Annotated in this window: 22 protein-coding genes; 6 read left to right on the top strand and 16 right to left on the bottom strand. The window is 42.5% G+C overall.

Annotation, left to right across the window (positions count from 1 at the left end):
- The first annotated feature begins 4 nt into the window (after positions 1-4).
- The 5 genes from MKZ10_RS06940 (at position 5) to MKZ10_RS06920 (ending at position 5,117) form a co-directional block, all read left to right on the top strand.
- Positions 5-1,108 (top strand): ABC transporter ATP-binding protein, encoded by a 1,104-nt coding sequence (locus tag MKZ10_RS06940; protein ID WP_342509133.1) that lies wholly within the window; start codon positions 5-7, stop codon positions 1,106-1,108.
- The gene (locus tag MKZ10_RS06935) at positions 1,098-1,922 is read left to right on the top strand and encodes an ABC transporter permease (RefSeq protein WP_342509131.1); all 825 of its coding nucleotides are present in this window, start codon (positions 1,098-1,100) and stop codon (positions 1,920-1,922) included. The genes MKZ10_RS06940 and MKZ10_RS06935 overlap by 11 nt, the downstream gene beginning before the upstream one ends.
- Positions 1,906-2,706 carry an ABC transporter permease gene (locus tag MKZ10_RS06930; RefSeq protein WP_342509129.1) on the top strand — a complete coding sequence of 267 codons (801 nt, stop codon included), beginning with the start codon at positions 1,906-1,908 and terminating at the stop codon, positions 2,704-2,706. The genes MKZ10_RS06935 and MKZ10_RS06930 overlap by 17 nt, the downstream gene beginning before the upstream one ends.
- On the top strand, positions 2,703-3,776 hold the full coding sequence (locus tag MKZ10_RS06925; protein ID WP_342509127.1) for an ABC transporter substrate-binding protein: 1,074 nt from the start codon (positions 2,703-2,705) through the stop codon (positions 3,774-3,776). Before MKZ10_RS06930 ends, MKZ10_RS06925 begins: the two co-directional genes overlap by 4 nt.
- Positions 3,777-3,914: 138 nt before the next feature.
- A complete protein-coding gene (locus tag MKZ10_RS06920; protein ID WP_342509125.1) occupies positions 3,915-5,117 on the top strand; it encodes an MFS transporter in 1,203 nt (400 codons plus the stop codon).
- A gap of 93 nt (positions 5,118-5,210) precedes the next feature.
- Here the strand turns inward: MKZ10_RS06920 and MKZ10_RS06915 are convergent, their stop codons facing one another.
- The 14 genes from MKZ10_RS06915 to MKZ10_RS06850 all read right to left on the bottom strand — a co-directional run bounded on the left by MKZ10_RS06915 (position 5,211) and on the right by MKZ10_RS06850 (position 23,461).
- Positions 5,211-7,808 (bottom strand): VWA domain-containing protein, encoded by a 2,598-nt coding sequence (locus tag MKZ10_RS06915; protein WP_342509124.1) that lies wholly within the window; start codon positions 7,806-7,808, stop codon positions 5,211-5,213.
- On the bottom strand, positions 7,792-9,555 hold the full coding sequence (locus MKZ10_RS06910; RefSeq protein ID WP_342509122.1) for a BatA and WFA domain-containing protein: 1,764 nt from the start codon (positions 9,553-9,555) through the stop codon (positions 7,792-7,794). Before MKZ10_RS06910 ends, MKZ10_RS06915 begins: the two co-directional genes overlap by 17 nt.
- A gap of 12 nt (positions 9,556-9,567) precedes the next feature.
- Complete coding sequence (locus tag MKZ10_RS06905) at positions 9,568-10,440, bottom strand: DUF58 domain-containing protein (RefSeq protein WP_342509119.1); 873 nt, start codon at positions 10,438-10,440, stop codon at positions 9,568-9,570.
- A complete protein-coding gene (locus tag MKZ10_RS06900; RefSeq protein WP_342509117.1) occupies positions 10,440-11,456 on the bottom strand; it encodes a MoxR family ATPase in 1,017 nt (338 codons plus the stop codon). The genes MKZ10_RS06905 and MKZ10_RS06900 overlap by 1 nt, the downstream gene beginning before the upstream one ends.
- 32 nt (positions 11,457-11,488) lie before the next feature.
- Positions 11,489-12,919 (bottom strand): hypothetical protein, encoded by a 1,431-nt coding sequence (locus tag MKZ10_RS06895; protein WP_342509115.1) that lies wholly within the window; start codon positions 12,917-12,919, stop codon positions 11,489-11,491.
- Positions 12,920-12,937: 18 nt separating this feature from the next.
- Positions 12,938-13,789, bottom strand: a complete 852-nt coding sequence (locus tag MKZ10_RS06890) for an ABC transporter permease (protein WP_342509113.1) — start codon at positions 13,787-13,789, stop codon at positions 12,938-12,940.
- On the bottom strand, positions 13,786-14,715 hold the full coding sequence (locus MKZ10_RS06885; protein ID WP_342509111.1) for an ABC transporter ATP-binding protein: 930 nt from the start codon (positions 14,713-14,715) through the stop codon (positions 13,786-13,788). The genes MKZ10_RS06890 and MKZ10_RS06885 overlap by 4 nt, the downstream gene beginning before the upstream one ends.
- Positions 14,712-17,132: a hypothetical protein gene (locus tag MKZ10_RS06880; protein WP_342509109.1), complete on the bottom strand. Its 2,421-nt coding sequence runs from the start codon at positions 17,130-17,132 to the stop codon at positions 14,712-14,714. Before MKZ10_RS06880 ends, MKZ10_RS06885 begins: the two co-directional genes overlap by 4 nt.
- An 86-nt stretch (positions 17,133-17,218) precedes the next feature.
- Positions 17,219-18,109: a LysR family transcriptional regulator gene (locus MKZ10_RS06875; protein ID WP_342509106.1), complete on the bottom strand. Its 891-nt coding sequence runs from the start codon at positions 18,107-18,109 to the stop codon at positions 17,219-17,221.
- Positions 18,096-19,583 (bottom strand): MDR family MFS transporter, encoded by a 1,488-nt coding sequence (locus tag MKZ10_RS06870; RefSeq protein ID WP_342509103.1) that lies wholly within the window; start codon positions 19,581-19,583, stop codon positions 18,096-18,098. The genes MKZ10_RS06875 and MKZ10_RS06870 overlap by 14 nt, the downstream gene beginning before the upstream one ends.
- A gap of 104 nt (positions 19,584-19,687) precedes the next feature.
- Entirely contained in the window at positions 19,688-20,131 is a 444-nt protein-coding gene (gene cbpB, locus MKZ10_RS06865) for a cyclic-di-AMP-binding protein CbpB (RefSeq protein ID WP_342509101.1), read from the bottom strand.
- 104 nt (positions 20,132-20,235) lie between these two features.
- Positions 20,236-20,469, bottom strand: coding sequence for a hypothetical protein (locus tag MKZ10_RS06860; RefSeq protein WP_342509099.1), 234 nt, complete (start codon positions 20,467-20,469; stop codon positions 20,236-20,238).
- A 64-nt stretch (positions 20,470-20,533) separates the two neighbouring features.
- Complete coding sequence (gene fadH / locus MKZ10_RS06855; protein WP_342509097.1) at positions 20,534-21,292, bottom strand: 2,4-dienoyl-CoA reductase; 759 nt, start codon at positions 21,290-21,292, stop codon at positions 20,534-20,536.
- 114 nt (positions 21,293-21,406) lie between these two features.
- Positions 21,407-23,461, bottom strand: a complete 2,055-nt coding sequence (locus MKZ10_RS06850; protein WP_342509095.1) for an EAL domain-containing protein — start codon at positions 23,459-23,461, stop codon at positions 21,407-21,409.
- Between the two features lie 284 nt (positions 23,462-23,745).
- Here MKZ10_RS06850 and MKZ10_RS06845 point away from each other — a divergent pair, with 284 nt between their 5' ends.
- Entirely contained in the window at positions 23,746-24,216 is a 471-nt protein-coding gene (locus MKZ10_RS06845; RefSeq protein WP_342509094.1) for a YkyB family protein, read from the top strand.
- 296 nt (positions 24,217-24,512) lie between these two features.
- Here the strand turns inward: MKZ10_RS06845 and MKZ10_RS06840 are convergent, their stop codons facing one another.
- Both MKZ10_RS06840 and MKZ10_RS06835 read right to left on the bottom strand, forming a co-directional pair.
- Positions 24,513-25,388, bottom strand: coding sequence for an NAD(P)-dependent oxidoreductase (locus MKZ10_RS06840; protein ID WP_342509092.1), 876 nt, complete (start codon positions 25,386-25,388; stop codon positions 24,513-24,515).
- 75 nt (positions 25,389-25,463) lie between these two features.
- Positions 25,464-25,970 carry a hypothetical protein gene (locus MKZ10_RS06835; protein ID WP_342509090.1) on the bottom strand — a complete coding sequence of 169 codons (507 nt, stop codon included), beginning with the start codon at positions 25,968-25,970 and terminating at the stop codon, positions 25,464-25,466.
- Positions 25,971-26,004 lie beyond the last annotated feature (34 nt).

Genomic DNA, 26,004 nt, shown 5'->3' with positions numbered 1-26,004 from the left:
CGTAATGACACAACCAATCATTCGCTTTGAAAATGTTACTAAAAAATATGATGAACATACAACCGTCTTAAACGGCGTCTCTTTCGAAATGGAGCGTGGGAAGTTTTACACACTACTCGGTCCATCTGGCTGTGGTAAAACAACCATCCTTCGTCTAATTGCGGGCTTTACAGAGGCATCAGAGGGAGATATTTTTTTCAACGGCAAAAAAATCAATGACGTCCCGGCGAATGAGCGCCAAGTAAATACTGTGTTTCAAGATTACGCATTATTTCCTCACTTGAATGTCTTTGAAAATATCGCATTCGGTTTGCGCATTAAAAAAGTAAAGCAAAGCGAAGTAGATCGTCGCGTGCGCGAGGCATTGAAATTCGTCAATCTCGAGGGCTATGAAACACGTGAAATTGCTGAAATGTCAGGTGGTCAGCGCCAGCGAGTTGCCATTGCACGCGCGATTATTAATGATCCAGAAGTTATTTTACTCGATGAGCCACTATCTGCTCTCGATTTAAAGCTACGTTCAGAAATGCAATATGAGCTCCGTGAATTGCAGCAACGTCTTGGGAAAACATTCGTTTTCGTTACGCATGACCAAGAGGAAGCACTCGCCATGTCCGATGAAATTTTTGTCATGGACGGGGGGCAAATTCAGCAATCGGGTACACCACTCGATATTTACGACGAGCCTATTAATCGCTTCGTTGCCGATTTCATTGGAGAATCCAATATTGTACCTGGTGTGATGGTTGAAGACTATGTTGTCCAATTTACAGGCCGGACATTTGAATGCGTTGACCAAGGGCTTAATCCTAATGAAAAAGTCGATATCGTTATTCGTCCAGAGGATCTTGAACTCACTTCTGTCGATAAAGGTAAGCTAAATGTTACGGTCGATACGCAATTATTTCGTGGCGTGCATTATGAGCTATCCACATATGATGCAGATGGGAATGAGTGGCTAGTCCATTCCACGAAAAAAGCAGAAGTAGGCGTAACGGTTGGACTAGACTTTGATCCAGAAGCTATTCACGTTATGCGCTTGAACGAAACGGAAGAAGAATTCGACGCTAGGCTTGAGGCATACGGGGTACCGGACCATGAACAATAAGCCGCTACGTCCGTTATATACCGTTCCTTATGCAGCTTGGATTATCCTTTTCGTCATCGCACCGATTGCCCTCATTGTCTATTACTCATTTTTTGATTTGGCGGGCAATCTTACACTAGACAACTATAAAAGCTTTTTTTCATCCGTCTATTTGAAACTGACGATTAGCTCGTTTTGGTATGCATTTTTAATTACATTTTTCTCGTTATTATTTGCATATCCAACTGCTTACTTTCTAACGAAAACGAAACATAAACAACTTTGGTTATTGCTGATCATTATTCCTTCTTGGATCAACCTACTACTCAAAACATATGCTTTCATTGGACTTTTTGGACTATATGGTCCTATTAATGCCTTGTTGGAAGTGATGGGCATTGGTGAGCAGCAAATTCTATTCACTGATTTTAGCTTTGTCTTTGTGTCTGTTTATATTTTCATTCCGTTTATGATTTTGCCGATTTTCAACGCGCTCGACAAATTAAACCATACATTGATTGATGCATCACGTGATCTTGGGGCCAATGCTTGGACGACATTTAGTCGTGTCATCTGGCCGTTGACATTGAATGGTGTGAAGTCAGGTATCCAAGTCGTCTTCATCCCTGCACTATCGCTATTCATGATTACGCGACTCATTGCAGGCAACAAAGTCATTACGCTTGGAACGGCGATTGAACAACAATTCCTTGTCACACAAAACTGGGGAATGGGCTCAACAATTGCAGTATTCCTTATTCTATTTATGTTCATCATTATGTTAATTACGAATGGGAAAGAAAAGGGGGCGTCCAACAATGGGAAAACTAAGTAAGCTTCCGAAAATCTATTTGACTGTTGTCTTCATCATTTTGTACGCACCCATTTTCTATTTAATTTTCTACTCCTTCAACTCAGGTGGAGGGATGTCGGATTTTGAGTCGTTCTCGCTGGAACACTACGGGGCCGTTTTTGAAGATACCCGCTTGCTCGTTATATTAATCAATACAATCGTCGTTGCCTTATTGTCGGCACTCGTGTCAACTGCAATCGGCGTACTCGGTGCCGTTGCCATTTTGTTCATGCGTAATAAAGCGATGCGTAACGCAGTTTTGTCATTGAACAATATCTTGATCGTCAGCCCAGACGTTATTATCGGGGCATCATTCCTTATTTTATTTACACTGATTGGGGTTAAGCTTGGGTTTGCGTCTGTGCTCATTTCGCATATCGCTTTCAGTATTCCAATCGTTGTCATTATGGTGTTACCGAAGCTACAGGAAATGAGTCCATCACTTATTGATGCGGCGTTAGATCTTGGCGCTACGAAACGAGACGTGTTAACACGTGTCATTATTCCTTTCATTAAACCAGGGATATTGGCTGGATTCTTTTTAGCGTTAACGTATTCGTTGGATGATTTTGCTGTCACATTTTTCGTGACGGGTAACGGCTTCTCGACATTGTCCGTCGAAATCTATTCAATGGCTCGCGCAGGAATCACCTTGACGATTAACGCCTTGTCAGGACTCATTTTCCTTGTCACAGTCGTATTGGTCATCGGCTATTATATGATTAGCCGCAAAACCAAATCACCACTTGCGGGGGTGCGAAAATGAAGGATATACTACGTGGAACAGCTGTCATTCTAATTGTTTCTGTAATTCTACTCATTATCAATGCTAAATTGAATGAGGGTGGAGGCAGTGCAGGGAATAATTCCATTACCGTTTATAACTGGGGGGAATACATTGATCCTGATCTTTTGAAACAATTTACAGAGGAAACAGGTATCAAAGTCGTCTACGAAACATTCGATTCGAATGAAGGAATGATGGGTAAGGTCGAACAAGGTGGAACAGCTTACGATATTTCAATGCCTTCTGAGTACATGATCGAAATGATGAAGGAAAAAGACCTGCTTTTGCCGATTGATTATAGTAAAGTACCGAACGTTAAAAATATCGATCCATACTTCCTTGACTTGCCGTTCGATCCGAACAATGAATACTCCCTTCCCTACTTCTGGGGAACGGTTGGGATTGCCTATAATCCGACGTTACTGGAAGGACAGACATTTGAGAGCTGGGATGATTTATGGGATCCTTCGCTTAAACAGGATGTCATTCTCGTTGATAGCGCAAGGGAAACGATTGGGATGGGGTTAAATTCACTTGGCTTTTCATTGAATTCCACTGATATAGATCAATTGCGTCAAGCAACCGATAAATTGAAGACGCTTAGTCGGAATGTCAAGGCCGTTATTGGAGATGAAGTGACACCGCTAATGATTAATGGTGAAGCGGCTGTTTCCTTAACATGGTCTGGTCAAGCGGCCGATATGATGTATGAAAATGAGGACATCGATTATATTGTTCCTGAAGAGGGCTCTAATCTTTGGTTCGATAATATGGTCATTCCACGTACCTCGACAAATATTGATGGCGCACACGCCTTCATTAATTTTATGCTGGATGCGGAAGTGGCAGCACAAAATGCCGATTATGTTGGCTATTCTACACCAAATCTGGCGGCACTCGATTTCATGGACCCTGAAGTGACGGAGGATGAGCGTTTTTATCCCGATGAAGAGACGCGCAGTCATTTAGAGGTTTATAGAAATTTAGGCCTTGAAATGCTTGGTGTTTATAATGAATTATTTTTGGAGTTTAAAATGGATATGAAATAATAGAAAGTAGCGGGCGCCTTCATGTGCCCGCTACTTTCTATTATTCTTTTCATCCAAAATCACTTGATAGTGTGTTCGTATGTGGCTTATGGTACGATATCCAAATGACATGAAATAGTTTAGAAAGTTGGGATAACAATGGCAGTAAAATCAAATAATTTTGCCCTATATATTTTAATGTTTAATATGTTTATTGCCATGGCTGGAATTGGCCTAATCATTCCCATTATGCCGGAATATTTAGCGACATTCGGCGTTGCCGGGCAAGCACTTGGCTTCATGATTGCTATTTTTTCATTAGCACAATTTGTCTTCTCACCCTTTTCTGGTGATTTGTCCGACAAACATGGACGTAAAAAAATCATAATTATTGGACTCATTATATTCGGGCTTTCACAATTGGCTTTTGGACTGGCCAATGAGCTATGGATGTTGTATCTTGCCCGCTTCTTTTCTGGCTTTGGTGCTGCATTCATCGTCCCTCCTATGATGGCTTTTGTTGCCGATATTACAACTGTGGAAAACAGGGGGAAAGGGATGGGACTCCTTGGTGCTTCCATGTCACTAGGCTTCATGATTGGGCCAGCAATCGGTGGATTTCTTTCCAAAATCAGTTTGGTGTTCCCTTTTTATTTTGCGACAGGAGCAGCACTCTTCGCGGCAATCCTTTCCATTTTAATTTTACCGAATCCTAAGCCTGTTCTAGACGGCGATCCAACGGTGAAGAGAAAACGCGAAAACCTAGTTCAACAATTAGTTCGTTCGACTAAGACTTCCTACTTTGTTGTGCTTATTGTGATGTTTGTCTTTTCATTTGGACTGGCGAATTTCCAGTCTACAATAGCCCTTTATGTTGATCAAAAGTATGGGTATACACCTACGGATATTGCCATACTTATTACAGTAGGTGGCTTTGTTGGTGTCATTGTCCAAACATTTGTTATCAATCCGTTATTTAAACGCTATGGTGAAATGCGCGTCATTCTTGTCAATTTAGTCATTGCGGCATTTTCACTCATTGGCATTATTTTTGTCGATATGTTCTGGTCGATTTTACTCGTCTCCACTATTTTCTCGACAGCGACTTCGCTCCTTCGTCCAGCCGTCAATACGCTCGTTTCGAAATTGGCTGGTCAAGAACAAGGCTTTGCTGCAGGGATGATGAACGCCTATATGAGTTTAGGTAATATGATAGGACCTGCGATTGCAGGTGTCATCTTCGACATCAATATGATCTATCCTTATATTCTCGGTATGGGAATTCTCCTCATTTCATTCGTCATCGCTGCTATATGGGCGAAACGCAATCAGAAATTGCTGGCAGAAACACGTACAAAATAACAAACGCCGTATCATTACCCGTAATTTCTCGGGAATGATACGGCGTTTTTCATTAAGTAAAATTGGATTGCATTAATTACGCTGACTATCCCTCTACCTTTTCCTCTTTGCCTTCAATAATTCTGAAATACTGTCCTGCGCTGTCGGACTTTCTTCAACAATTACTTCCCGAACCCGTTTCGTACCAAATCCTTTAAACATGCCAAAACGGCGTAATGTGATGTCGATGAAGAATAGGATCATTGACGCTAAAATCAGCCATTCTGCAATCGATTTCTTCTCACCACTTTGGAATAACTGAGGACGAAACGCTTCCTCTGGTTGTTCAAGTACTTTGCCACCTGTTCGTTCCGCAATTTTCGTCATCAATGCAGCATTCGGTGCTAGAGGTTTATATTCATCGCTATAAGGCACTGAAACTCCAGCTTCAAATAATCCACCTTTATCATCCGAAACGCCGAAAAATACTAAGCCTGGTTTAGCATCGACAGTAACACGGACTTTGCCTGGGGCGAGTGGCTCAGAGATGAATGGCACTTCCTGTCCCGCCTCGTCGACAATGGCAATATCAATGAATGCGGCCTGGCGCGAGCTGTCCGTCACGGTATACGTACCGCCGCGTTCATGCGTAATCACATAAGGAACTTCCTCATAAGCCGGCAATAACCTCGCCACTGCTGTATTCCAGAAGTTAGCATAACCATCCCATCTTGCCAAATCCCCCGTCCACTTGCCCGTCGAATCAGACGTAAAGGCAACAGTTCGGCCTAACCCATACATCCATTCCGCAATGACTGGATCTTCCTTATGACTTTCCCCGACAATGGTCGCTGTACTTTTAGCTGTCGTAGCAATATATGCATTGATTTGTGGCACACCTTCTTGGAACAATGAAGTCCATTCTGGCACATTGCCCAAAGTCATATAAAACGGGTTATCTTCGATATATGTTCGGGTCAGCATAGATGTTTCTCGCGTTAAAATAGCGGGTACCGTCGATTCATCGACTACATCGTAAAAACGCCCACCACCCGTTTCCGCAAGCTCCTCCAACAACGACCAATCCGCATCCGTACCAATCGCGACTGTTGTCAACGTAATATTATTCTTTTTACCTTCTTCTAACACTTCTTCGTAGCCAAAAGGCATCTCCGATTGACCATCTGTTAATAAAATAATATGTTTGCGCTGCAATTTTAAATCTGTTAAATCCTCATAGGCTTTTTGTACACCTGGGAAAATATTTGTCCCACCTGCCGCTGGAACAGAGAGAATCTGCTCAATGGCTTCTTTTTTATCGCCTAACTTATCCACAGGAATGACTTCCCATACTTGATCGTCAAAGGCAGTGAAACCGAATGTATCATCATCTCGCAGCAACTCAACCGAACGGGCCGCAGCCTCTCTTGCCAAGACAATTTTCGAGCCAGCCATACTGCCCGACCTATCTAACACGATGACAAGACCAAGTGATGGCAGTTGTTCTTTACCAGTCACTTCCATCTCCACAGGCAACAGACGTTCAATCGGCGACTTGAAATAACCACCAAGTCCAAAGCTTTCATCACCACCGACCATCATGAAGCCTGTTCCAAAGTTTTTTACCGCTTGCTCAATGAGTGTCATCTTGTGCTCCCCAACAATATGTCCCGGTACATTATCGAAAATGATAGCACCATAGCCAAGATAGCCCGACAACGTTTCTGGCAATTGCTGTGCATCGATAATATCTACATCCATAGCACTTTGATCAAGAATCGTTGGAATAACAGATGGACTGCGCTCCGTCTGGACAACAAGCACACGCGGAGATTGCTCCATCATCGTAATCGACAGCATCCGGTTATTCTCAAGGAAGCTATCATCTGGTACAATGAGCTTCGCTTCATATTTCAACAGCCCACTTCCCGTAGACGATGTGTGGAAGGATAGTGCATTCTTCCCTGGTTCTAGTAGCACCGCTTCACGAATAATCTCTTTATCATTTTGGTAAATGAACAACTCGCCCGCTGTCCTCGTAGAAGATTCCACTTCCACACGCAATAACTGCTGCTCTCCTTCATACGCAGTTCGTGGTGTATCGAAAATCGAAATAGATGCATCTATGGTACCCGGTCGTTTCAGCAGCACTGTATCAATTGTGACATGTCCCCCACCGCTATACTTAGGCAATAGCTCTTCAACTGAGCCGAGCGTCTCCAACCCGTCTGATAACAGCACTATTCGGGTGGCAAGTTGCTCTTTTGCGATTGCGGCCGCTAGGTCAATCGCTTTAGCAATATCTGTCGCATCCTTCGTCTCCATCTCTTCAACGACCGGTACCGTTAGTGGAGCAATCGTCAGCTGCATATCTGTCCGGAATGTCTCAGCAAATGAATACAAGCCGACAGACTGATTTTCTTTACGCTCTTTTAGACTAGCAGTTAGCCATTCATCCGCAGTATCCTTCGCCCCAGCAATTGATACAGAACGGTCTACGACAAAGAGAACCTGCTCTTCATTGGCGCGCAGTGTAAGATAAGGCGCGGCAAGTGCAAAAACTAATGCCGCAATAGCCGTACAGCGTAATGCAAAAAGAATAGTCCCTTTGCTTAAAAAGCGCATCGCAGAAGATTTCCACGTATAAGCCATATATAAGGCAATCGGTATTAATAACAATAGCCATAACGGCTCATCAATTCGGATATCCACGTCGTCGTTGCACCTCCCATTCTGTCAGCAATAGTAGGAGTAGCGGTATGATGAAGAACCAACCAATCATTTGCTTGCCTTCTTCTGCCTCGTTGACATCTGCCGTTTGTCCAATTCGATACGATGCACCGATGACAAGCTCTTTTTCAGCTTGTTCAAGCTGAACAGCAAATAACTTTTCTGTTCCCCCATCCCGTGCCTTGTAAATTCCTGGTTGCGAAGGAGCTATAAAACTTGAACCATCTACAAACGTTGTGACGTACTCATCCTTCAACGTATAGACTTCCAGTCCATTCGCATTACCACCTGATAGCACCGCTTTTCGTTCATGCGGCACGAATAGCCCTAGGGTGTCCGTGTCGGAACGTAGCTGCTCGGCTGCACTCCAGACGAATAGTGGGAATGAGGGATGTAGAGGCCAATCTGTCAATTCAATATCAGCTAGCACAACAATATCGCCGCGCTTTGAGCGTTGGATGAACGGCTGATCCCCCACCGTCGCAAGCGTCGTATACGATGTAAACGGCGGGTATAATGCGCTAACATAAACATCGCTAATATCCGCAATCGTAAACAGCGGATCTGCGATACTATTCACAGCACCTGAAACAGGTGTAGGCGATTTATCATTACGCCCGATAATAATGACGGGTTTCGACCCTTTTTTCAACAATGAAACGTCATTTGTTACACTTATTGCGCTGTCCTGCGCAGCTACTAATTCTTTAGCAGAACCTGTTGACACTGCTAATCCAACTGCTTCAAATGCCCGCTTCACTAGCTCATGCAATTGCCCATCGACGACTGCTTCTGATACTTCAGCACCTAGTAAAATTGCTGCTGTATTATCCGCCTCGTAGTCATCATCCACACTGATTTCAGCCTGCAGCACTTGACTTTCCGGCAGTTCTTTAAACGATAATAATGCATCTTTTCCAGATTCAACGCTAAACTTTTCTTCAAGTAACACTTCACCTGTCAATAGATTCGCAAGCCGCACATCTCCGGTTTGATTGACATCGGAAGCATTAGTGATTTTGATAATAGCTTCCGTTCCTTGCGGCGTTTTCACCGCACCAAACTTATTAATAGATACATTGACAAGCGCGTCCTCTGAACCATGAATGGTCCACGCAATCTCCTTGTCTCCCTCAGCAAAAGCTGCGCGGTCTAGTGAATCTGTGTAAATATGAATATCCGCTCCACCTGCAGCAGCAATCGACCTCGCAAACTCCAATGCCCTCTCCATATGCTCATGCTCGTAGGACACAGCTAATTTATCAATCGCCGCAAGTAACACTTCTCCATCTGTTTGCTCCCGCACAACAATCGCAGGCTCCTTGCCCGTCGTCACAATCGTAATGGGCTCACCCGAACGACTGACGACAAGCTCTTTCATGGCCGCCTGTTGACGAGCAAATAAGGTCGTTTGCTCCTTGCGTGCTAGCATACTCGCAGACGTATCCACAATTAGAATCGTATGCCCACCAATAGCTTGTTCTTTTGGTAAAAATGGACCTAATAATATGAAGACCAACAGCAACAAAGCAACCATTTGTAAATAAAATAACGCATTGCGCTGTAAATTTTTCAAATACGGAGACACTTTCGTTTCCCGCATTGATTGCTGCCAAAATAAAGTCGAAGAAATAGTCGTCACTTCATATTTTTTGCGAAAGAAGTAGTACAACAAGACGACCAACGGAAAAACAGCCGTCCAGCTATTCACAATATGATTCAATCCCATGTGGTCGCCCCCCTATCGCAGCCAACCTGCATGGCGTATTTTTTTCGTCATCGTTTCCATAACCCCATCAGCTACCTCCGCACGAACCAAGTGAATACCAAACTTGCCCGCCAGTGCAGTTAACTGGGCTTCATGCGTTACCTTAGTAGCTAAATAATCCTGCACAGCACGCCTCGTCATCGTCACCTCAACACCTGCACCACTCTCACTGTCGATCAACCGGACATCCCCTTCATAGGTCGGAGCTTCTTCAGGTTGTGAATGAATCGTCAAAATACGTATATCTCCACAAATACCCGGTAGTCGTCGGAAAAAATGCTCCCACTTAGCTGTCTCTTCAAGACCATCTGTAATAATAAACAGTACCGTCACCGCTTTTGGAATATGCCGCAGTGCACGGTCAGTGAAATTATCCGTCGAGCCTGGGCTATCGATTGAAGTGACAAACTTTGTCAATGAAGCCCGGTGCATAGAACCTTTTCTTCTATAAAAATAATCCTGTTCATCCGACCATGTCGAAAACGATACTGTGTCTCCACTTTTCAACGCAATATGGCCAAGTGCGATGGCTAATTGACGGGCATAATCCCATTTTCCATCTACACCCATCGACTTGGTAGAATCGAGCAGTACATGGATGCGCATTTCCTGTTCATCGAGGAACTGTTTGATGAACGGCTTATCCGTTCGTGCATAGACATTCCAGTCGATATGACGCAAATCATCGCCCGGATGATATTCTCTGAAATCAGAAAAGTCGAGTGATGAACCCGTCTTGCGCGACCGATGTGTCCCTTTATGATGTCCGAGCCGTCCAGATCTAGAAACGATGGATAATGCCCCAAGTCTTTTTGCTAGTCTGTCAGGAAACAATTCGCCACCCATTACACAGAGGCTCCTTGTCGTACTTCTTCCAGCAATTTTGTAATTAAGCCATCAACATCGACGCCTTCCGCTTCTCCTTCATAATTGATGAGGATACGGTGGCGCAATGCCGGTTTGGCAACTGTTTTAATATCCGCGATAGACACATGGTAACGTCCCGCCATTAACGCACGGGCTTTTGCTAATCTAATAATCGATTGTAGTCCACGCGGCCCACTACCATATTGGACGTATTTCGACCAGTCATCTGCAGATCCACTTGTAGCTGTAACTGGATTAGCGGCATTTTTATGTGTGGCTGCAACTAAATCCACCGCATAGTCAATCATGTCATCTGCAATAACAATTTCTTTCACCATCTGCTGCGCCACAACAATCGTTTCGGCATCCATCACTTTTTGAATAGTAGCCGTTGTCGGTCCTGTCGTACGCAAAATAATTTCCTTCAGCTCCGACTTTTCTGGATATGGTAATAAAATCTTACACAAAAACCGGTCCATTTGTGCTTCTGGTAAAGGATACGTCCCTTCCATTTCAATCGGATTTTGAGTAGCAAGTACAAAAAATGGTTTCGCCATTTTCCGTGTTTCACCAAGTACCGTCACCGTTTGCTCACCCATCGCTTCCAGCAAAGCACTTTGAGTTTTCGGCGTCGCACGGTTAATTTCATCTGCTAAAACCATCTGGCTAAAAATCGGTCCTTCTTTAAAAACAAATCGCTGCATGCCCTCTTCATTTCTTTCTAAAATACTCGTTCCTGTAATATCCGCTGGCATTAAATCTGGTGTGAATTGAATACGTGAAAATGATAGATCTAGCACTTCTGAAATCGTTCGAATGAGCATCGTCTTCCCAAGCCCCGGTAACCCTTCCAACAACGCGTGCCCATCTGCAAGAATCGAATAAAGCGAAAACTCAACCGCCTCTTGTTGCCCGACAATAAATTTCCCAATTTCTTCTTTCACCATTCCAAGCTTCCCGCTCATTTCTTCAAACTGCTCTGGTGTAAATGTCATGTGAACAACTCCTGTTCTATATAGATAGATCTTTATTCAATCGAAGAAAAGTAATCCGAAAGAATATGCTGTAAATCTGGTGGCAGCTTCATCTTCTCTGTACTCTTTAAGTAAGAATCTTTGTAGTCGCCTACTACCTCTCTGTAAGGGCGAATTGTCCCCTTTTCGACCGGTCCTTGAGCATCGCGTTCCTCGATGAAATCGCCTTGACCAAGTTTACCATCGACTACTGAAGACTCTCCTTTTTCCCCTATACGGTCATAGGGAACTGATAATAGATTGCGCCCGCCTGATCCTTGTCCTTGGCCTTGACCTTGGCCTTGTCCTTGGCCTTGTCCTTGTCCTTGTCCTTGTCCTTGTCCTTGTCCTTGTCCTTGGCCTTGGCCTTGGCCTTGTCCTTGACCTTGTCCTTGTCCTTGTCCTTGTCCTTGTCCTTGGCCTTGGCCTTGGCCTTGGCCTTGACCTTGACCCTCTACTTGTTCTGTATTCTCTCCCTCACTTTGACCATCACCTTCGCCAGTTGCTTCGCCCATACCTTCACCACTTGTTGTACCTGGTTTACCATCTGTTTCTGAAGGTGATGCATTTGCACCTGCTAATGCTGGTAATGTAGGTGCTTTACCCACTTTATTCAACGCGCTTTGGGCTTTTCCAAGATTTTGAGCTAGTTGGTCCGCCAGCTTTCCAAGTTCCTTTAGTTCCTGCTCTTCTGCATCAGTTAAAGCATCCGCCGGATTATCTGACTTGCCAGCAGCTTCTTTTTTATCCGCAAGACGTTGCTCTTTGAGACGTAATTCTTTTTGTTTTTTGATCAGTTCTTTCAATACATCCTCAGTAAGCTCTGCTGTTAGTAACTTTTCCGCAAGATCTTGCAGTTCTTTTTTCACCTCGGGTAGTGGTTCTTTTTTGATCAATTCCTTTACTTCTTTCTTCACTTCCTCAATCACTTCTTTTTCCTTAACAACTGCTCCCGCCTCTATTTGTGCCTCAGACGGGAAAATAAGCAGGACTGCAAGGCAAGCCGATGCAATCACTATGCCCGCAAACATTTTCACATTGACATAATGCTTATTTCTCTTTTTAAATTCTTCAAATGCCGACACAACTTTCGACTCCGCCACCTGAATTAGCGGCTCAGATAAATGCGTTTCACCTATCTTTTCATCCAATGCTGTAATCAGTAGATTATCCGGCATATAACTATCAAGCCTGTGAACAGCTTCACTTTTCCCAAGTCGTTTGTAAATGATAAAAATAGCTGTTGCCACTACTGCAATCGCCGCAACAATCCAGGCAAGTCGTCCATAATGAGGCAGGACGAATAATCTGGAAGCCCCAACAATAAGTAAGGCTAGTAATACAGCCATAAACACCCCTGTTTGTAGCGTATGGACAGCCCTTTCAAAACGAAGTCGCGTCAGCGTTGCACGGACATACTTTGTTAGTATTGATTTCCCAGCCATTCGCCTACCTCCCTCCCACTATTTGAAACGTTTCATATTCACACGTAATTTTTTTACCGCTAACCATAACGACAGTACTGTAATTGAGATGTAGAAAATAAGATAGCCTATCCATATCGGAAATTTCACCTGCGTCATTTCTGTAATACTTTCTTCCATCCCTGGTGATAAGATCGAAGCAAAAAGCACAGCAGGATTGATGGAAGCCAGTATATGCCCGATGATAGATGGCGGCGGCAAACCTACCCCATTAAAATTAAACCTCGTCACCTGCAACACAATAATTAATAAAAAACCAGTGACAGCTGATAAAAATAGCATTATGCCATACGTTGCAATCATCGACACAATTGTTCGACGAATAAGTGTCGAAAATAGAATGCCGATACTTCCAACCGCTAGAAGTGTGACAAACAAAAAGAGAAATATGCGTACAAAATCCATCGGCGAAATTCCACCGAATAAAAATACCAAGCTATAAATTGGCAACGCAGCCACTGTTAGCAGCATAAAAAAGGCTACAGACGACAATAATTTCCCCAAAATAATTTGAAACGAGCTCTGAGAAGTCGTTAGTAAAATAGGCAGTGTCTGTTTTTCTCTCTCACTGCTAATCGCCCCAGCCGTCAAGCCCGGCGTGATAAATAGGACTAAGCCAAGTTGGATAAATGCCAAGAAAGCAAACAGCAGCATACTTTCAGTCGGTCTAAAATAGGACACACCCGTTAAGCTCATCGTCGTGAAGATAAAGCCGAAGACGAAAACGCACATAGCGGCTAAATAGAATAAAATACCTACAAAACTTTTCGGCGATCGAAACCGTAGTTTTAATTCCTTAAATAACACTGGATTATTAAAATTCATCCTCAATCAGCTCCTTTCGTAATTTCCATGAACACATCTTCCAAATTCGTGACATGTTCCATGAATGAAAGGAGTGAAATATCATGGAGAATCGCCCTTTTTAACAGCCCAACCTGGTCTTCTTCTGTTCCTTTATAGACAAACGTCAAACCAGCTCCCCCATCCAACGTCTGAATAGTAGAGATGAATGGATCCTCCTCGAAAAAGGCAATCGCTCGCTCCATTGCACCCGCCAAGCGAACCGTAATGACTCGCTCACCACGCAACTTATCTTGAATCTCAGCAACAGAACCGTGTGCAATGAGGCGTCCATTGTCAATGACGCCAATCTCATCACACATCTCCGCTAATTCAGGCAAAATATGGGATGAAATCAAAATCGTCTTGCCCATCTTTTTCAACGTTTTTAAAATATCTCTCATTTCAACACGGGCTCGTGGATCAAGACCTGATGCAGGCTCATCAAGAATAAGCACTTTCGGATCGTGGATGAGACTGCGCGCGAGGCATAGCCTTTGCTTCATCCCCCGTGACAATAAATCGACATAGTCATAGCGCTTATGTGATAGATTGACCAGTTCCAACAATTGTGGGATTAAAATTTTCCGCTCTGCTTCTGGAATACCATAACTCGCACCATAAAAGTCTAAATACTCCTCTGCCTTCAATTGATCATAAACACCGAAAAAGTCCGGCATATAGCCAATCATCTTACGCACATCGGAAGGTTTTTCACGTACACTAACACCATTAATGAATACATCTCCCATTGTTGGCTGTAGTAGGGTTGCTAAAATGAGAAAGGTCGTTGATTTCCCTGCACCGTTAGCCCCGACAAAGCCAAAAACAGTTCCTTCCGACAGCGTCAAATTCAAATCATCCAGTGCACAAAACTTGCCATATTTCTTAGTTAGGCCTTTAATTTCAATCATTTTGACACCTCACCATTCAATTTGAGCTCTGGAGCGCGTCCGCCGCTCCCCTGTTGTGTATTTTTCACAACTAAGCGAAGAACGATTGTTCCATCAGAAGTTATATAATCATCTAGCCTGTCAGTAAGCGTAAATTTACTCGCATCCTGCAACTCATATTCACCTGTTTGGATATTTAAAATACTGACCTCATACAATTGTTTTTGAACTTTTGACACCTCAAGTGACGTCCATATCAAATTCATATTTATCAGCTTCTCTGGTATTTGCCAATTTTGTAAATAAGCAGAGTCATTGAAAAAGTAGTCTGTGGTAGGACCCCCCGCTCGATCTGCATCAATCAAAGTCGTTTCAGACACAACCGACATCGTCATCATTTCCGGCTCAACTGTCACAGCATTCGTAAAGAGTACATCTGCTTCAATTGACTGGGCAATCATTGTCAGCGATGAGATAGTCGGCTTACCATTTACAAGCTCTATCGGAACAATCTGCGTATCGGTATAACCAATAATCGCTGGTTGACCCGCCTTATTCATATGCTCTCCCGAGAAGGTTAACATGCTCTCTTTTCTCATTTTCATTAAATCATCTGTCTGCCCTGCTTGAGGGATCATATACGAATTGAATATCGTTCGTCTAGGTAACAACGTGCTTGTTTTCAGGGTTTCATTCACCTGAACAGTTTCTCCTGGCCCTAGATCACCAAGTGCAATTTGCTCTACGCCTGACCAGATGACTACATCCGTCAAAGCGAACGAAAAGTCATTCGTAACAGCCCCTGTCAATTGTTTATCTACAACCTTCAACTGACTTTCAAAGGTACCTACCTTCTCCACTGTTGTTTGTCCATAAATGGTCGCCACATCCCAATAGCCTGTATTGCGAAGATGGACTGTCGAGCCCGTTGCATCTTTTTCTAGCATCGTTCGTTTATGGACAGGTATTGAAGAGGACCCACCGAATATATCGTCTCCACGATTAGCTGCAAACAAAGTTGTCTCTGGCTGTGTTGTAAATGTAAAGTTCCCCGACTTATTCGTCAGTAAAGACTCTGCATAGTAACCCGTCAGACTACCATCCGATGCCACATTCAACATAGCTGTATGCTGAATCTGTGCACGGGCAATCCGATCTTTCGCACCGTAAGCAAAAATGGCAATTGAAGTAACTACTGCAAATGCAGGAATGATCCACCATGTGTATTCCCGCTTATCCTTCTTTTTCAGGATAAAATAAAGGACAGGTATAATAAGAATCATATACAAAATAATAATGCCTAAAATAATGGGTGCAGACACCCTAAAAGATGGAAATAATTCATTTACACTTCCTACTGAATAGGCAATTGCATCCATCGGCCCGTCAGAATAATAATTTGAAGATGGAGAATTTGTCGGTGCAATACGCTCCCCAGTTGCCAACAAAGTATTCCAAAAACCAGTCATACCTTCCATTTCCACTAAAGGTGCATCACCTACCGAGAATGAAGTCTGGAGGATCACACCATCACCCAACTTCTTGTAAGCAACTAACACATCACCTTCCACTTCAAAAAGTGGTTTTGCATCTGCTGTTAGTTCAGCTTCATACGATGTAAAAGTTCCTTCAAAGCCGCCTGATACGACCCAATCAACCAAATGACTAGCATCTATTTCTTTCTGACCATGCAGCTTTAAAGGCAAATACTCAGCAAATACACCTGCCTCAGCTTGACTATTATCAGAGCCACCCATCACTAAAATACCGCCTGTTCGTACCCAGCCAAGTAGTGCCTGCTGTTGCTTCGCTGATAAATCTGCCAATGGGTATTCATCAATGATGACAAAATTGGCAGCTTCCCATCCTATTGCCTCTTCTGGAAACTTAGTTTTTTCCTCAATTTTAGCAGCATCCACCAAAACTAGCGTTGATGAATTGCCGTACCTAACCTTTTTCAAAGCCGTTAAACGGTCAACATTATCGGTAAATTGGACCGCAAACTTATTATCGGCACTCTGTAAAGCAGCAGGGATATTCCGTGAACCTTTATGTTCAATTTCCTTGCCTTTTTGCCAGCCACCTTCATAGAAAAAGATAGATTTTCTCGACTGCAAGCCATAATTGCCATTATCATTCATTTTTTCATTAACAAACGACACTGTTTTTGTCTCACCCGCACCGATTTCCAATGGAAATGCCTGCCCGCTTCCCATTGAATACGTGTAATCCATATCAATAACCATGTCCCCACTAAAAGCTGTTCCCGTATTTTCAATCGTTACTGTAACGGGAGTCCCTTTGCCATACTTTGCTTTACCATCAAGGCCAACCTTCACACTGGCCTTTAGTTCCGGTGCAGCAAAAGCCGTCGTAGTTGGAATGACAACAAGTGATGCCATTAGTAACAACACAAACACGATAAATTTTTTCCACATAGTCATATCCTCCCATCAGTGCCATTTATCTATTCCTGCTTCACTATTAGTACGAACTAAATCTACCAAAGTTCCATTTATTCTTATTATTTGTAATCCTTTCGCAGTCTTTCCGCATGCGTTTGAACAATTTGAGCGAAGGCATCCACTTGTTTTAACGCAAATGAAGACTCGTAGCCAATCAACCACGTATCTCGTGTCAATTCAAACTCTTCTTCACTATTCAGCAACGGCATTTTATTGACATCCTCGTCACCCCTCAATGTAATGGACGGTAAAATAGCGTAGCCAATTCCATTTAACGCTAGTTGTTTACATGTTTCAATTTGATCGACTGTAATTTGACGCCCTGGATTTTTCGGAAAATGACGTTGCCACCAGCGTTGGATTTCCATGAAGTAATTTGAATCACTTTTAAATTGGATAAATGGCCGATCTGTATCCTTCAACTCATCAATAGATGTAATCTCGCGATCTACAAGATAAAGATGGTCACGGAATAAATATGTTTTGTGGCTTTTCCAATCCACTTGCCCACGTACAATGCCAACATGCGCTTCCCCTTCATACAAAGCCTTCACGATTTCCGAGCTCCAGCCTGTCATAAGAGATATTTTTGCATCAGGATACATCTCGACATATTCCTTCAATACTTGTGGTAGCCACGTTTGTCCGATGATAGATGCACAAGCAATTTTCAATGTCCCATGCACCTTATCCGCCATTGAAGCAATCATCGCAAACGTTTCTTCCTTTTTCAAAATAGTTTCCCGCGCATGAGCGATGACCAACTCACCTGCTGGTGTCGGTTCAAGCCCTTTCTGTGAGCGAATGAACAACAAAGTACCCCATTCTTTTTCAATGGTTTGCAAGCGTTGAGACAATGCCGGCTGCGATAAAAATAAACGTTCCGACGCTTTCCGCATATTGCCCTCTTCAGCAAGTGCTTTAATAATTTCAAGTTCAGTCGTTGTCATGTAATAACCCCTTCCCACGTGGAATCCGTAATATAAGAAGAAAACTGATGATTGCAAAAGCTGCAACTGCGATATATACCCATTGCAAGGAATTATCCAATGCATCTTGCAGCATAAATAAATGGTTTTTTGATAACATTTCCCTATTTTCATCCGTCAATAACAAATTGACGTCTTCCAACCCCATAGTTGATTTTTCATTCTCCAAACGGGCCATTAACGAACCATTTAACACAGCTCCAAAAAGTGCAGCACCAATTGTATTACCAAAGTTGCGCATGAACATATTCGCGGCAGTCGCAGATCCTCGACGCTCATGGGGAACCGCGCCTTGTATAGTGACAATGAATGATGTACTGGTCAACCCCATGCCAATACCGACAAAAAAGCTCGCAACTGCAGCCCACCATGGACCGGAGCCCGCATCCATGAACACAAACAACATCGTACCCAAGATGAGCGACAGCCCGCCAAAAAATGACACGGTAAACGTTCCGTAACGGATTAGTAAGTGTCCTGCAACAGAAGATGCAATTGGCCAACCAATGGACATAGCAGTCAATGTAAAGCCAGCGATTATCGCAGGCTGCTCCATCACCCCTGTAACGAAGGTTGGTAAATATGAAGATATCCCTATCAAAATAACACCTGATGTCAAGGACACCAAATTTGCATAAAGAATCACAGGGTTTTTCCAAATGGCAAACGGCATCATAGGATCTTCAGCCTGTCGTTCCACCTTTATGAAAAACATAAATAATGAAATTCCACCTACTATAAGGACGATACTTGTTAAAGAAAGCCGACTAAACGACTGTCCTCCTTCACTCAACCAAAATAAAATAGCAGATAACGATAGAGTAAGTAGTGCAGCTCCTTTATAATCAATTGAAACTTTCTGCTGTCGTTTCGGCTCATGAAGGAATAGTAAAATACCAAGCATCGCTAAAATACCTAGTGGTACATTGACCCAAAAAACAAATTTCCAATTCATATATTGTACGATTAGTCCACCAATGACAGGGCCCGACACGGCGGAAATCCCCCACACACTTGATAAATAACCTTGAACTTTTGCACGCTCTTCCGTTGTATAGATATCACCAACAATCGTCGTCGCAATCGGCATAACAGCACCAGCACCAAAACCTTGAATAAGACGAAAAATGATTAATTGCTCCATTGACACCGCAAAACCACAAAGAATTGAACCGATTAAAAAAAGCGTTAAACCGATGAATAGTATCGGCTTCCTACCAAATAAGTCAGCTAACTTTCCATAGATTAGGACTGTAACCGTACTCATTAATAAATACGCTGAAAATATCCAACTATATCTTGAGAAACCACCTAAATCAGCAGCAATTGCAGGCATAGCCGTCGTTACAATTGTTGCCTCAACCGCCCCAACAAACATTGCCAACATAACGGATATAAGCACTAATGGTCGATTTGTCACTTTGTTTTTGTTCATAGTTCCTTATTCTCCTTCCAACTAAAGAAATGCATAAGGCGCCTGGAGTCTGGACAATCAGAAAAAGGCTCCATCCACGGAGCCTTTCATTTCCTTCTGTACGCTTATTCAACAACGGAATAGATATATTTTTTAAACTGTTTCAAAATAACACGTCGTGTTAATATACCGGCAAACGTTCCATCTTCCTCTACTACACAAAGGAAAGTGTGATTGATAAGAAGATCTAGCCCTTTTTGGAATCGATCAGTCGTCTTTATATAGGGAATATCAGTCTGCATAATTGTGTCGACTTTTAAATCAGCTAAACGTTCATATTCAATACGCTCAAGTCCTAAAATCGAATCCGTAATCATCCCAATCCCAAGTAGACCTTTTAAATGATACTTCGCATCGAGGACAGGCAAAGCCGAATAACCAGTTTTCGTTAGGACGAGCAGTGCATGCTCTGCATTATTGCCTAGTTGGACATGTGCAACCTTCTCTGATGATATAATATAATCCGCAACTGGCGTAAAGAGAAAATCCCTGTTATTTACAGAAATCATGTGAATCAGCTCCCTCTGTAGCCACACTGTTCATGATAGAGGCTACATATCTATCATATCATAAAAAGGCTACGTAGACCCTAAATTGAAAAAACCCCTTCTAATTAAGAAGAAGAGGTTGCATAATAAAATATGACTGTAAACAAGAAAATGGCGTAGATAAAAATGACCCAAATTATCGGGTTCAATGTAAATGGATGATTTTCAATTATTTCTGGAATAGCGCTATCTTGGCCATTTGCAGACGTGTTGGCCTGTCGCGATTTTCGTGCTGACAGTAGCCCAATGGTGCAAATAAGTAAAACAACAATTATCATCGGTACAACCCAAATGTCCATTCAGTCATCACTCCTTTTAAGAGAAGGATGTGCTTAATTAGAAAAGCTATTCAATTAGCTAAAGTCAGAACGGAAATTGGTTCAGCCATTGCCCGCCATCCAGTGTTACGATTTCACCGTTCATATAGGATGCCTTATCAGATATGATGAACGCGGCAAGCTCCGCAATTTCTTCCGGCTGCCCTAATCGACCAAGTGGAATCGAAGCGATTGTACGTTTTGCTGCTTGCTCGGACTCCCACAGTTTCTCTGCTCCGCCTGTACGATCAATCGGACCTGGTGCAATGCCATTGACACGGATGCCATAACTTCTACCCCATTCAACAGCCAGTGTACGCGTTAACGACATGACACCTGCTTTTGCGGCCGCTGAATGCACGACGCCAGGACCTGCATCCCATGCATATGTCGCCAGCATATTCAAAATCGATCCCTTTTGCCCTTTGTCAATCCAATACTTACCGACAGCACTTGAACAATAAAATGTCCCATTCAACACAATATCAATGACAGACTTCCAGCCATTCGCTGACAAGTCCTCTGCCCGTACAATAAAATTTCCTGCTGCATTATTAATAAGCCCATCAATGCGACCAAATTTCTTATCTGTAAAAGTAATCAGTGCTTCAATCGATTCGACATTGCGTACATCCATCTGGAATGGATGTGCATGATTGCCGATTTCCTCTTGCGCTGCCTTTAGTCGATCCAAATCTCTTCCAGTAATGACGACCTGCGCACCTTCATCCGCAAATTTCTTCGCCATATACTTCCCCATACCATTTGATCCGCCCGTCACGATTATCACTTTGTCAGCAAACATACCAATTCCCCCTTTAATTATGAATGAGTATTCACTCATAATTGTAACATGTTCCTTCTAACATGACGAGAAAAAATACGGGTAGTGAGTCATGCTCACCATCCGTATTTCTGATTACATGCTATAGGCAAAATACTTTTCAACAAGTTCATCCACAGGGATTGCCTTACTATACAGAAAACCTTGTGCTTTCTGACAGTTTGCTCCAAGTAAAATACTCGCCTGCAAGTCCTTTTCGACACCTTCTGCGATGACCTCCATTCCAAGATTATGGGCTAGATTGATAATCGTCTTTGCAATGGCTTCATTTTTCACATCTGTTTCAATATCCTTTATGAACGATCGATCTATTTTGATAATATCAATCGGATATTGCTTTAGGTAACTAAGTGAAGAATAACCCGTTCCAAAATCATCCACAGAAATGACAATCCCTATTTCCTTCAATTCATTTAAAATGGTTAGCGTTTCATTTATATTTACCAACGCACTTTCCGTAATTTCCACTTCCAATGACGAAGATCGAATGCCATAAATCGAAATTTTCTCTTTCACTTTCTCCACAAAGTCTTCCATCCTAAATTGCTTTGGAGAGATATTTACAGCTATGCGGACCGGTTTAAACTGCTTGTCCTGCCATTCCTTCAATTGGTTACAAACCTTATCTAGCACCCAATCACCAATACTATGGATAAGACCAGACTCTTCCGCAATTGGGATGAAGTGCGCCGGAGATACAAAACCAAATTTACGGTTATTCCATCGAAGAAGTGCTTCAAAACTTCCAATTTGCCCCGTTTTTAAATCGACTTGTGGCTGGTAATGGATGGCCAGTTCATCTAACTCAATCGCGCGGCGCAAATGAGATTCCATTAACACTTCATCAGGAAACACTGAATTCATTTCTACCCGATAAAAGCGGTAATGCGCACGCCCACGTTCCTTGACATAGGTCAATGCCTGCTCGGATTTTCTTAATAGCTTCTCTAGGGCTTTACCATCTTCTGGGTACACAGAAATCCCAATCGATGCAGAGACAAAATAATCCTGGTGATCATAATAAAATGGTTTTCTAAAATCATTCAATACTTTTTGTGAAAAATTTTCTGTAATTGCAGTAGAATGATTTTTCATAATAACGATGAATTCATCACTGCTGTTGCGATACAACCTAGCTGATGTAGGACAGATCATTTTCAGTCTGTCAGCTACCATCTTCAAAATTTCATCCCCACCGTTTTGACCAAGGGACTCATTAATCAGTTTAAAACGGTCCATTCCGATATGAACTATGGACATATTCTCATTGTTTTTCAGCGCAAAATTGGCCTCTTCAACAAACTGCTCTTTCATTGCCCGGCGGTTCCATAAACCCGTTAGCTGGTCGTGATACGATAAATACAGCAGTTTTTCATCATTTTCACGATGAATAGAAGTATCACGTAAAATCATATGAATTTCTTTAACATCCATATCTACAACAACAGGAATTGCTTTCAAATACGTTGGTATTAAGTAACCATTTTTATGGAATAGCGTTGAGCTTTCCAATTCAAAGGACTCCCCGTTTAATATGCGACGGAAATTCAATTGGAATTCTTCCACTTCTTCTTCACCAATCAGATCCAAAATTGAACGATCAGAAAGCTCTTTGGAGCGATAGCCAAATAGTTGATGAACTGCACGATTAGCATTCACGATTTTAAAATTTTCATCAATCGTAATAATTGGATCGAGATTATGATCAATGACAGATGTATATTTATGTTCTAACATTAGTGAGCTTTCTCTATCCGCAACAATGTCCATCCGTTCACATAACCCCAGACAAATAAATTCATGCCCCAATTCATCTGTATGATGCTGTAAATCTATTTCAAATAATATACTTTCTTTATCTTTTAGAACTTGAATTTCAGTTTTATAAGCGGAGTCCATAGGTAGTTTTCTCAAGTTGCGTTGAATTGGTTTCCAAAGTGTTCCGAAAAATGTAGACGCCGATTCGTTTACTTCCTTCGAAAAGTACTCAATTGCCAATGAATTCGCGTAAAGTACATCAAAATCATTCTGATTTTTTTTACCGATTAGCACAAACATATTAAACGAATGTCCAAATATATAGGACTCAATAATTTTTTCAAAATGATTTTTTACTACAATGTTTCCCATAAGTACCTCCATTTGTTGCGCTAGTATTCTACTGCTAACAACGCTTATCAGTCACAACTACTCATAAATACGTTGCCCGTTACCTTACTTTATAGTCTGCACCTATGACTGGTAAGTATGTATCAAAATTAATACTAGATTGATGCAACTTCTATTAGTATACTGTTTTTCGCAGCAAAATGGTCTATTTTCGACATTTTTTTGTCAGAAGATGTACATTCCGTCACATTCTTGTTATTATCAGAACATATGTAATCATTTATATTTTTAAAGGAGGTCTATTTTTGACAAACGATCTATCCACTCAACAATTAGCCATTGCTATTTATACAGTCAATCGCCATGCAAAAACTGCACCTGATAATAAACAATTATATTCCCTAAAGAAAAAAGCAATCGATAAACTGATTCGCTTAGGTAAAGCTGAAAAAGTCGGATTACATTTTGTTGATAATCCTAAATTCAGTAAGCAGCATTCCACTGTACTTGTGCGTTGTGACAATTTCCTCTTCCATACAATCCCTGAAAAAGAAGACTTCAACAAGCTTCCGCATCTTGGACAACAAGACCCTACTTCTCGGAATCCACAAGAACGAATGAGTTTAAAATTAGCACGCGAACTCCTCTCCCTTTACGTCGATTCCCCTCAGCCGATAACTACGGTCAAACAAAAAACAGTGGTCGCCCCCAAAAAATCTATTCATTCGATGCAAAATAACCACAGTTTCCGTTCTTCTTACTTAGATGGCAAATAAAAAAGTAAAACACCGCCTAGCAGCTAGACGGTGTTTTACTTTTCGAAACAAAATGCACACCCCATTCTGGTGTCCAGTTACTGCCCCAATTCGCGTCCTTCAAGGAACGCATTCTAAGTTCGCCGCGTCCTGCGGCAACGAATGCATGACCAACATCCTGTTGGCCTAATTGGGACAGCAAGCCGAACAACGAAGAGTTCGGTTTGTATAATTTCTGTGTCCTTTGCAGAAATTATATAGTAATTGCAGAGGTACGGCACGTTCAATGTCGTGAAAATGCCTCACCCTCACTACATTCAGTGGGAGTCGTGATATCTCTTGTAAAGAGCCTGCGTTCCTTTATCGCTGTATCCTTGTTCAACGAGTTGGTCGTACATCTGATGTGCAAGCTGAAGACCAGGGAGCTCTAGTTGCATAGCCTCTGCTTCTGCTAATGCAATATTCATGTCCTTTAAAAAGTGCTTCACGTAAAATCCTGGCTCAAAATCTTCCTGTAACATACGAGGGGCTAAGTTCGATAAAGACCATGAACCTGCGGCACCTGAGGTAATAGAAGTTAACACAGTTTCTGCATCAAGTCCTGCATGTTGAGCATAAGCAATTGCTTCGCAAACCCCAATCATGTTCGTCGCTATGGCGATTTGATTACACATTTTTGTATGCTGCCCAGCACCTGCTACACCTTGATAGGCAATTTGTTTACCAAAAACCGAAAGCATAGGCAAAACCTCATCGAATACTCGCTTATCTCCACCACACATAATTGACAATGTACCATTTTTTGCTCCCACATCTCCACCGGATACTGGCGCATCAATTGAAGCCATCTTCAGCATAGCCGCTTGCTCCGCAATGCGTTTAGCAAGCGCAGGACTAGATGTCGTCATGTCGATAACAATCTGACCTTCCTTCCCATTGGCGAAAATACCGCTTTCGCCAAAATAAACCTCTTCTACATCTGTCGGATAGCCAACCATTGTTAGTACCACATTAGCCCCAATCACCGCTTGTCCAACTGTATCCGACCAAACTGCACCTGCCTCCACGAGTGGCTCCGCCTTCGACTTCGTTCTCGTATAAATAGCAACCTCATAGTTCTCACGTAGCAAGTGTCTGACAATACTCGCGCCCATAACACCCGTACCAATAAACGCAACTTTACTGCTTTTCACAAAAAATTCCCCCAAACCATTTTTTATCTTCTTTCTATTTTATCAAAAAACAATTTATTTTCCATTATTTAAGAATCAATTTTGAACAGCCGCTAGGAAATCGCGGCTTAAGTGCGCCACAATTATGGAAGGCAGTCTAAGTACGCGACGTCTCGAAAGTGCCTTAATTTCTGCAGAGTACACAGAAATACGGCAAATCGAACCCTTCGCTGTTCGAAGACCTAGTGCCTTAATTTCTGCAGAGTACACAGAAATACGGCAAATCGAACCCTTCGCTGTTCGAAGACCTAGTGCCTTAATTTCTGCAGAGTACACAGAAATACGGCAAATCGAACCCTTCGCTGTTCGAAGACCTAGTGCCTTAATTTCTGCAGAGTACACAGAAATACGGCAAATCGAACCCTTCGCTGTTCGAAGACCTAGTGCCTTAATTTCTGCAGAGTACACAGAAATACGGCAAATCGAACCCTTCGCTGTTCGAAGACCTAGTGCCTTAATTTCTGCAGAGTACACAGAAATACGGCAAATCGAACCCTTCGCTGTTCGATTCGCAATGACTGCATACTTACATCCTGTAGGCACAAAAAAGGAGGACAGTCCCTGTAATAGGGCTGTC

Source organism: Sporosarcina sp. FSL K6-2383, from assembly GCF_038618305.1.
Lineage (GTDB): Bacteria > Bacillota > Bacilli > Bacillales_A > Planococcaceae > Sporosarcina.
The sequence above is the reverse complement of the archived record's forward strand: the minus strand, read 5'-3'. Positions and strand labels throughout refer to the sequence as shown.

Coding starts and splice junctions, on each gene's coding strand:
- MKZ10_RS06850 (WP_342509095.1), bottom strand. CDS start 23,461: ATGGGAAACATTGTAGTAAAAAATCATTTTGAAAAAATTATTGAGTCC.
- MKZ10_RS06860 (WP_342509099.1), bottom strand. CDS start 20,469: ATGGACATTTGGGTTGTACCGATGATAATTGTTGTTTTACTTATTTGC.
- MKZ10_RS06920 (WP_342509125.1), top strand. CDS start 3,915: ATGGCAGTAAAATCAAATAATTTTGCCCTATATATTTTAATGTTTAAT.
- MKZ10_RS06870 (WP_342509103.1), bottom strand. CDS start 19,583: ATGAACAAAAACAAAGTGACAAATCGACCATTAGTGCTTATATCCGTT.
- MKZ10_RS06930 (WP_342509129.1), top strand. CDS start 1,906: ATGGGAAAACTAAGTAAGCTTCCGAAAATCTATTTGACTGTTGTCTTC.
- MKZ10_RS06910 (WP_342509122.1), bottom strand. CDS start 9,555: ATGGGATTGAATCATATTGTGAATAGCTGGACGGCTGTTTTTCCGTTG.
- fadH (WP_342509097.1), bottom strand. CDS start 21,292: ATGTTTGCTGACAAAGTGATAATCGTGACGGGCGGATCAAATGGTATG.
- MKZ10_RS06880 (WP_342509109.1), bottom strand. CDS start 17,132: ATGTGGAAAAAATTTATCGTGTTTGTGTTGTTACTAATGGCATCACTT.
- MKZ10_RS06905 (WP_342509119.1), bottom strand. CDS start 10,440: ATGGGTGGCGAATTGTTTCCTGACAGACTAGCAAAAAGACTTGGGGCA.
- MKZ10_RS06875 (WP_342509106.1), bottom strand. CDS start 18,109: ATGACAACGACTGAACTTGAAATTATTAAAGCACTTGCTGAAGAGGGC.
- cbpB (WP_342509101.1), bottom strand. CDS start 20,131: ATGATTTCTGTAAATAACAGGGATTTTCTCTTTACGCCAGTTGCGGAT.
- MKZ10_RS06925 (WP_342509127.1), top strand. CDS start 2,703: ATGAAGGATATACTACGTGGAACAGCTGTCATTCTAATTGTTTCTGTA.
- MKZ10_RS06900 (WP_342509117.1), bottom strand. CDS start 11,456: ATGACATTTACACCAGAGCAGTTTGAAGAAATGAGCGGGAAGCTTGGA.
- MKZ10_RS06895 (WP_342509115.1), bottom strand. CDS start 12,919: ATGGCTGGGAAATCAATACTAACAAAGTATGTCCGTGCAACGCTGACG.
- MKZ10_RS06935 (WP_342509131.1), top strand. CDS start 1,098: ATGAACAATAAGCCGCTACGTCCGTTATATACCGTTCCTTATGCAGCT.
- MKZ10_RS06940 (WP_342509133.1), top strand. CDS start 5: ATGACACAACCAATCATTCGCTTTGAAAATGTTACTAAAAAATATGAT.
- MKZ10_RS06885 (WP_342509111.1), bottom strand. CDS start 14,715: ATGATTGAAATTAAAGGCCTAACTAAGAAATATGGCAAGTTTTGTGCA.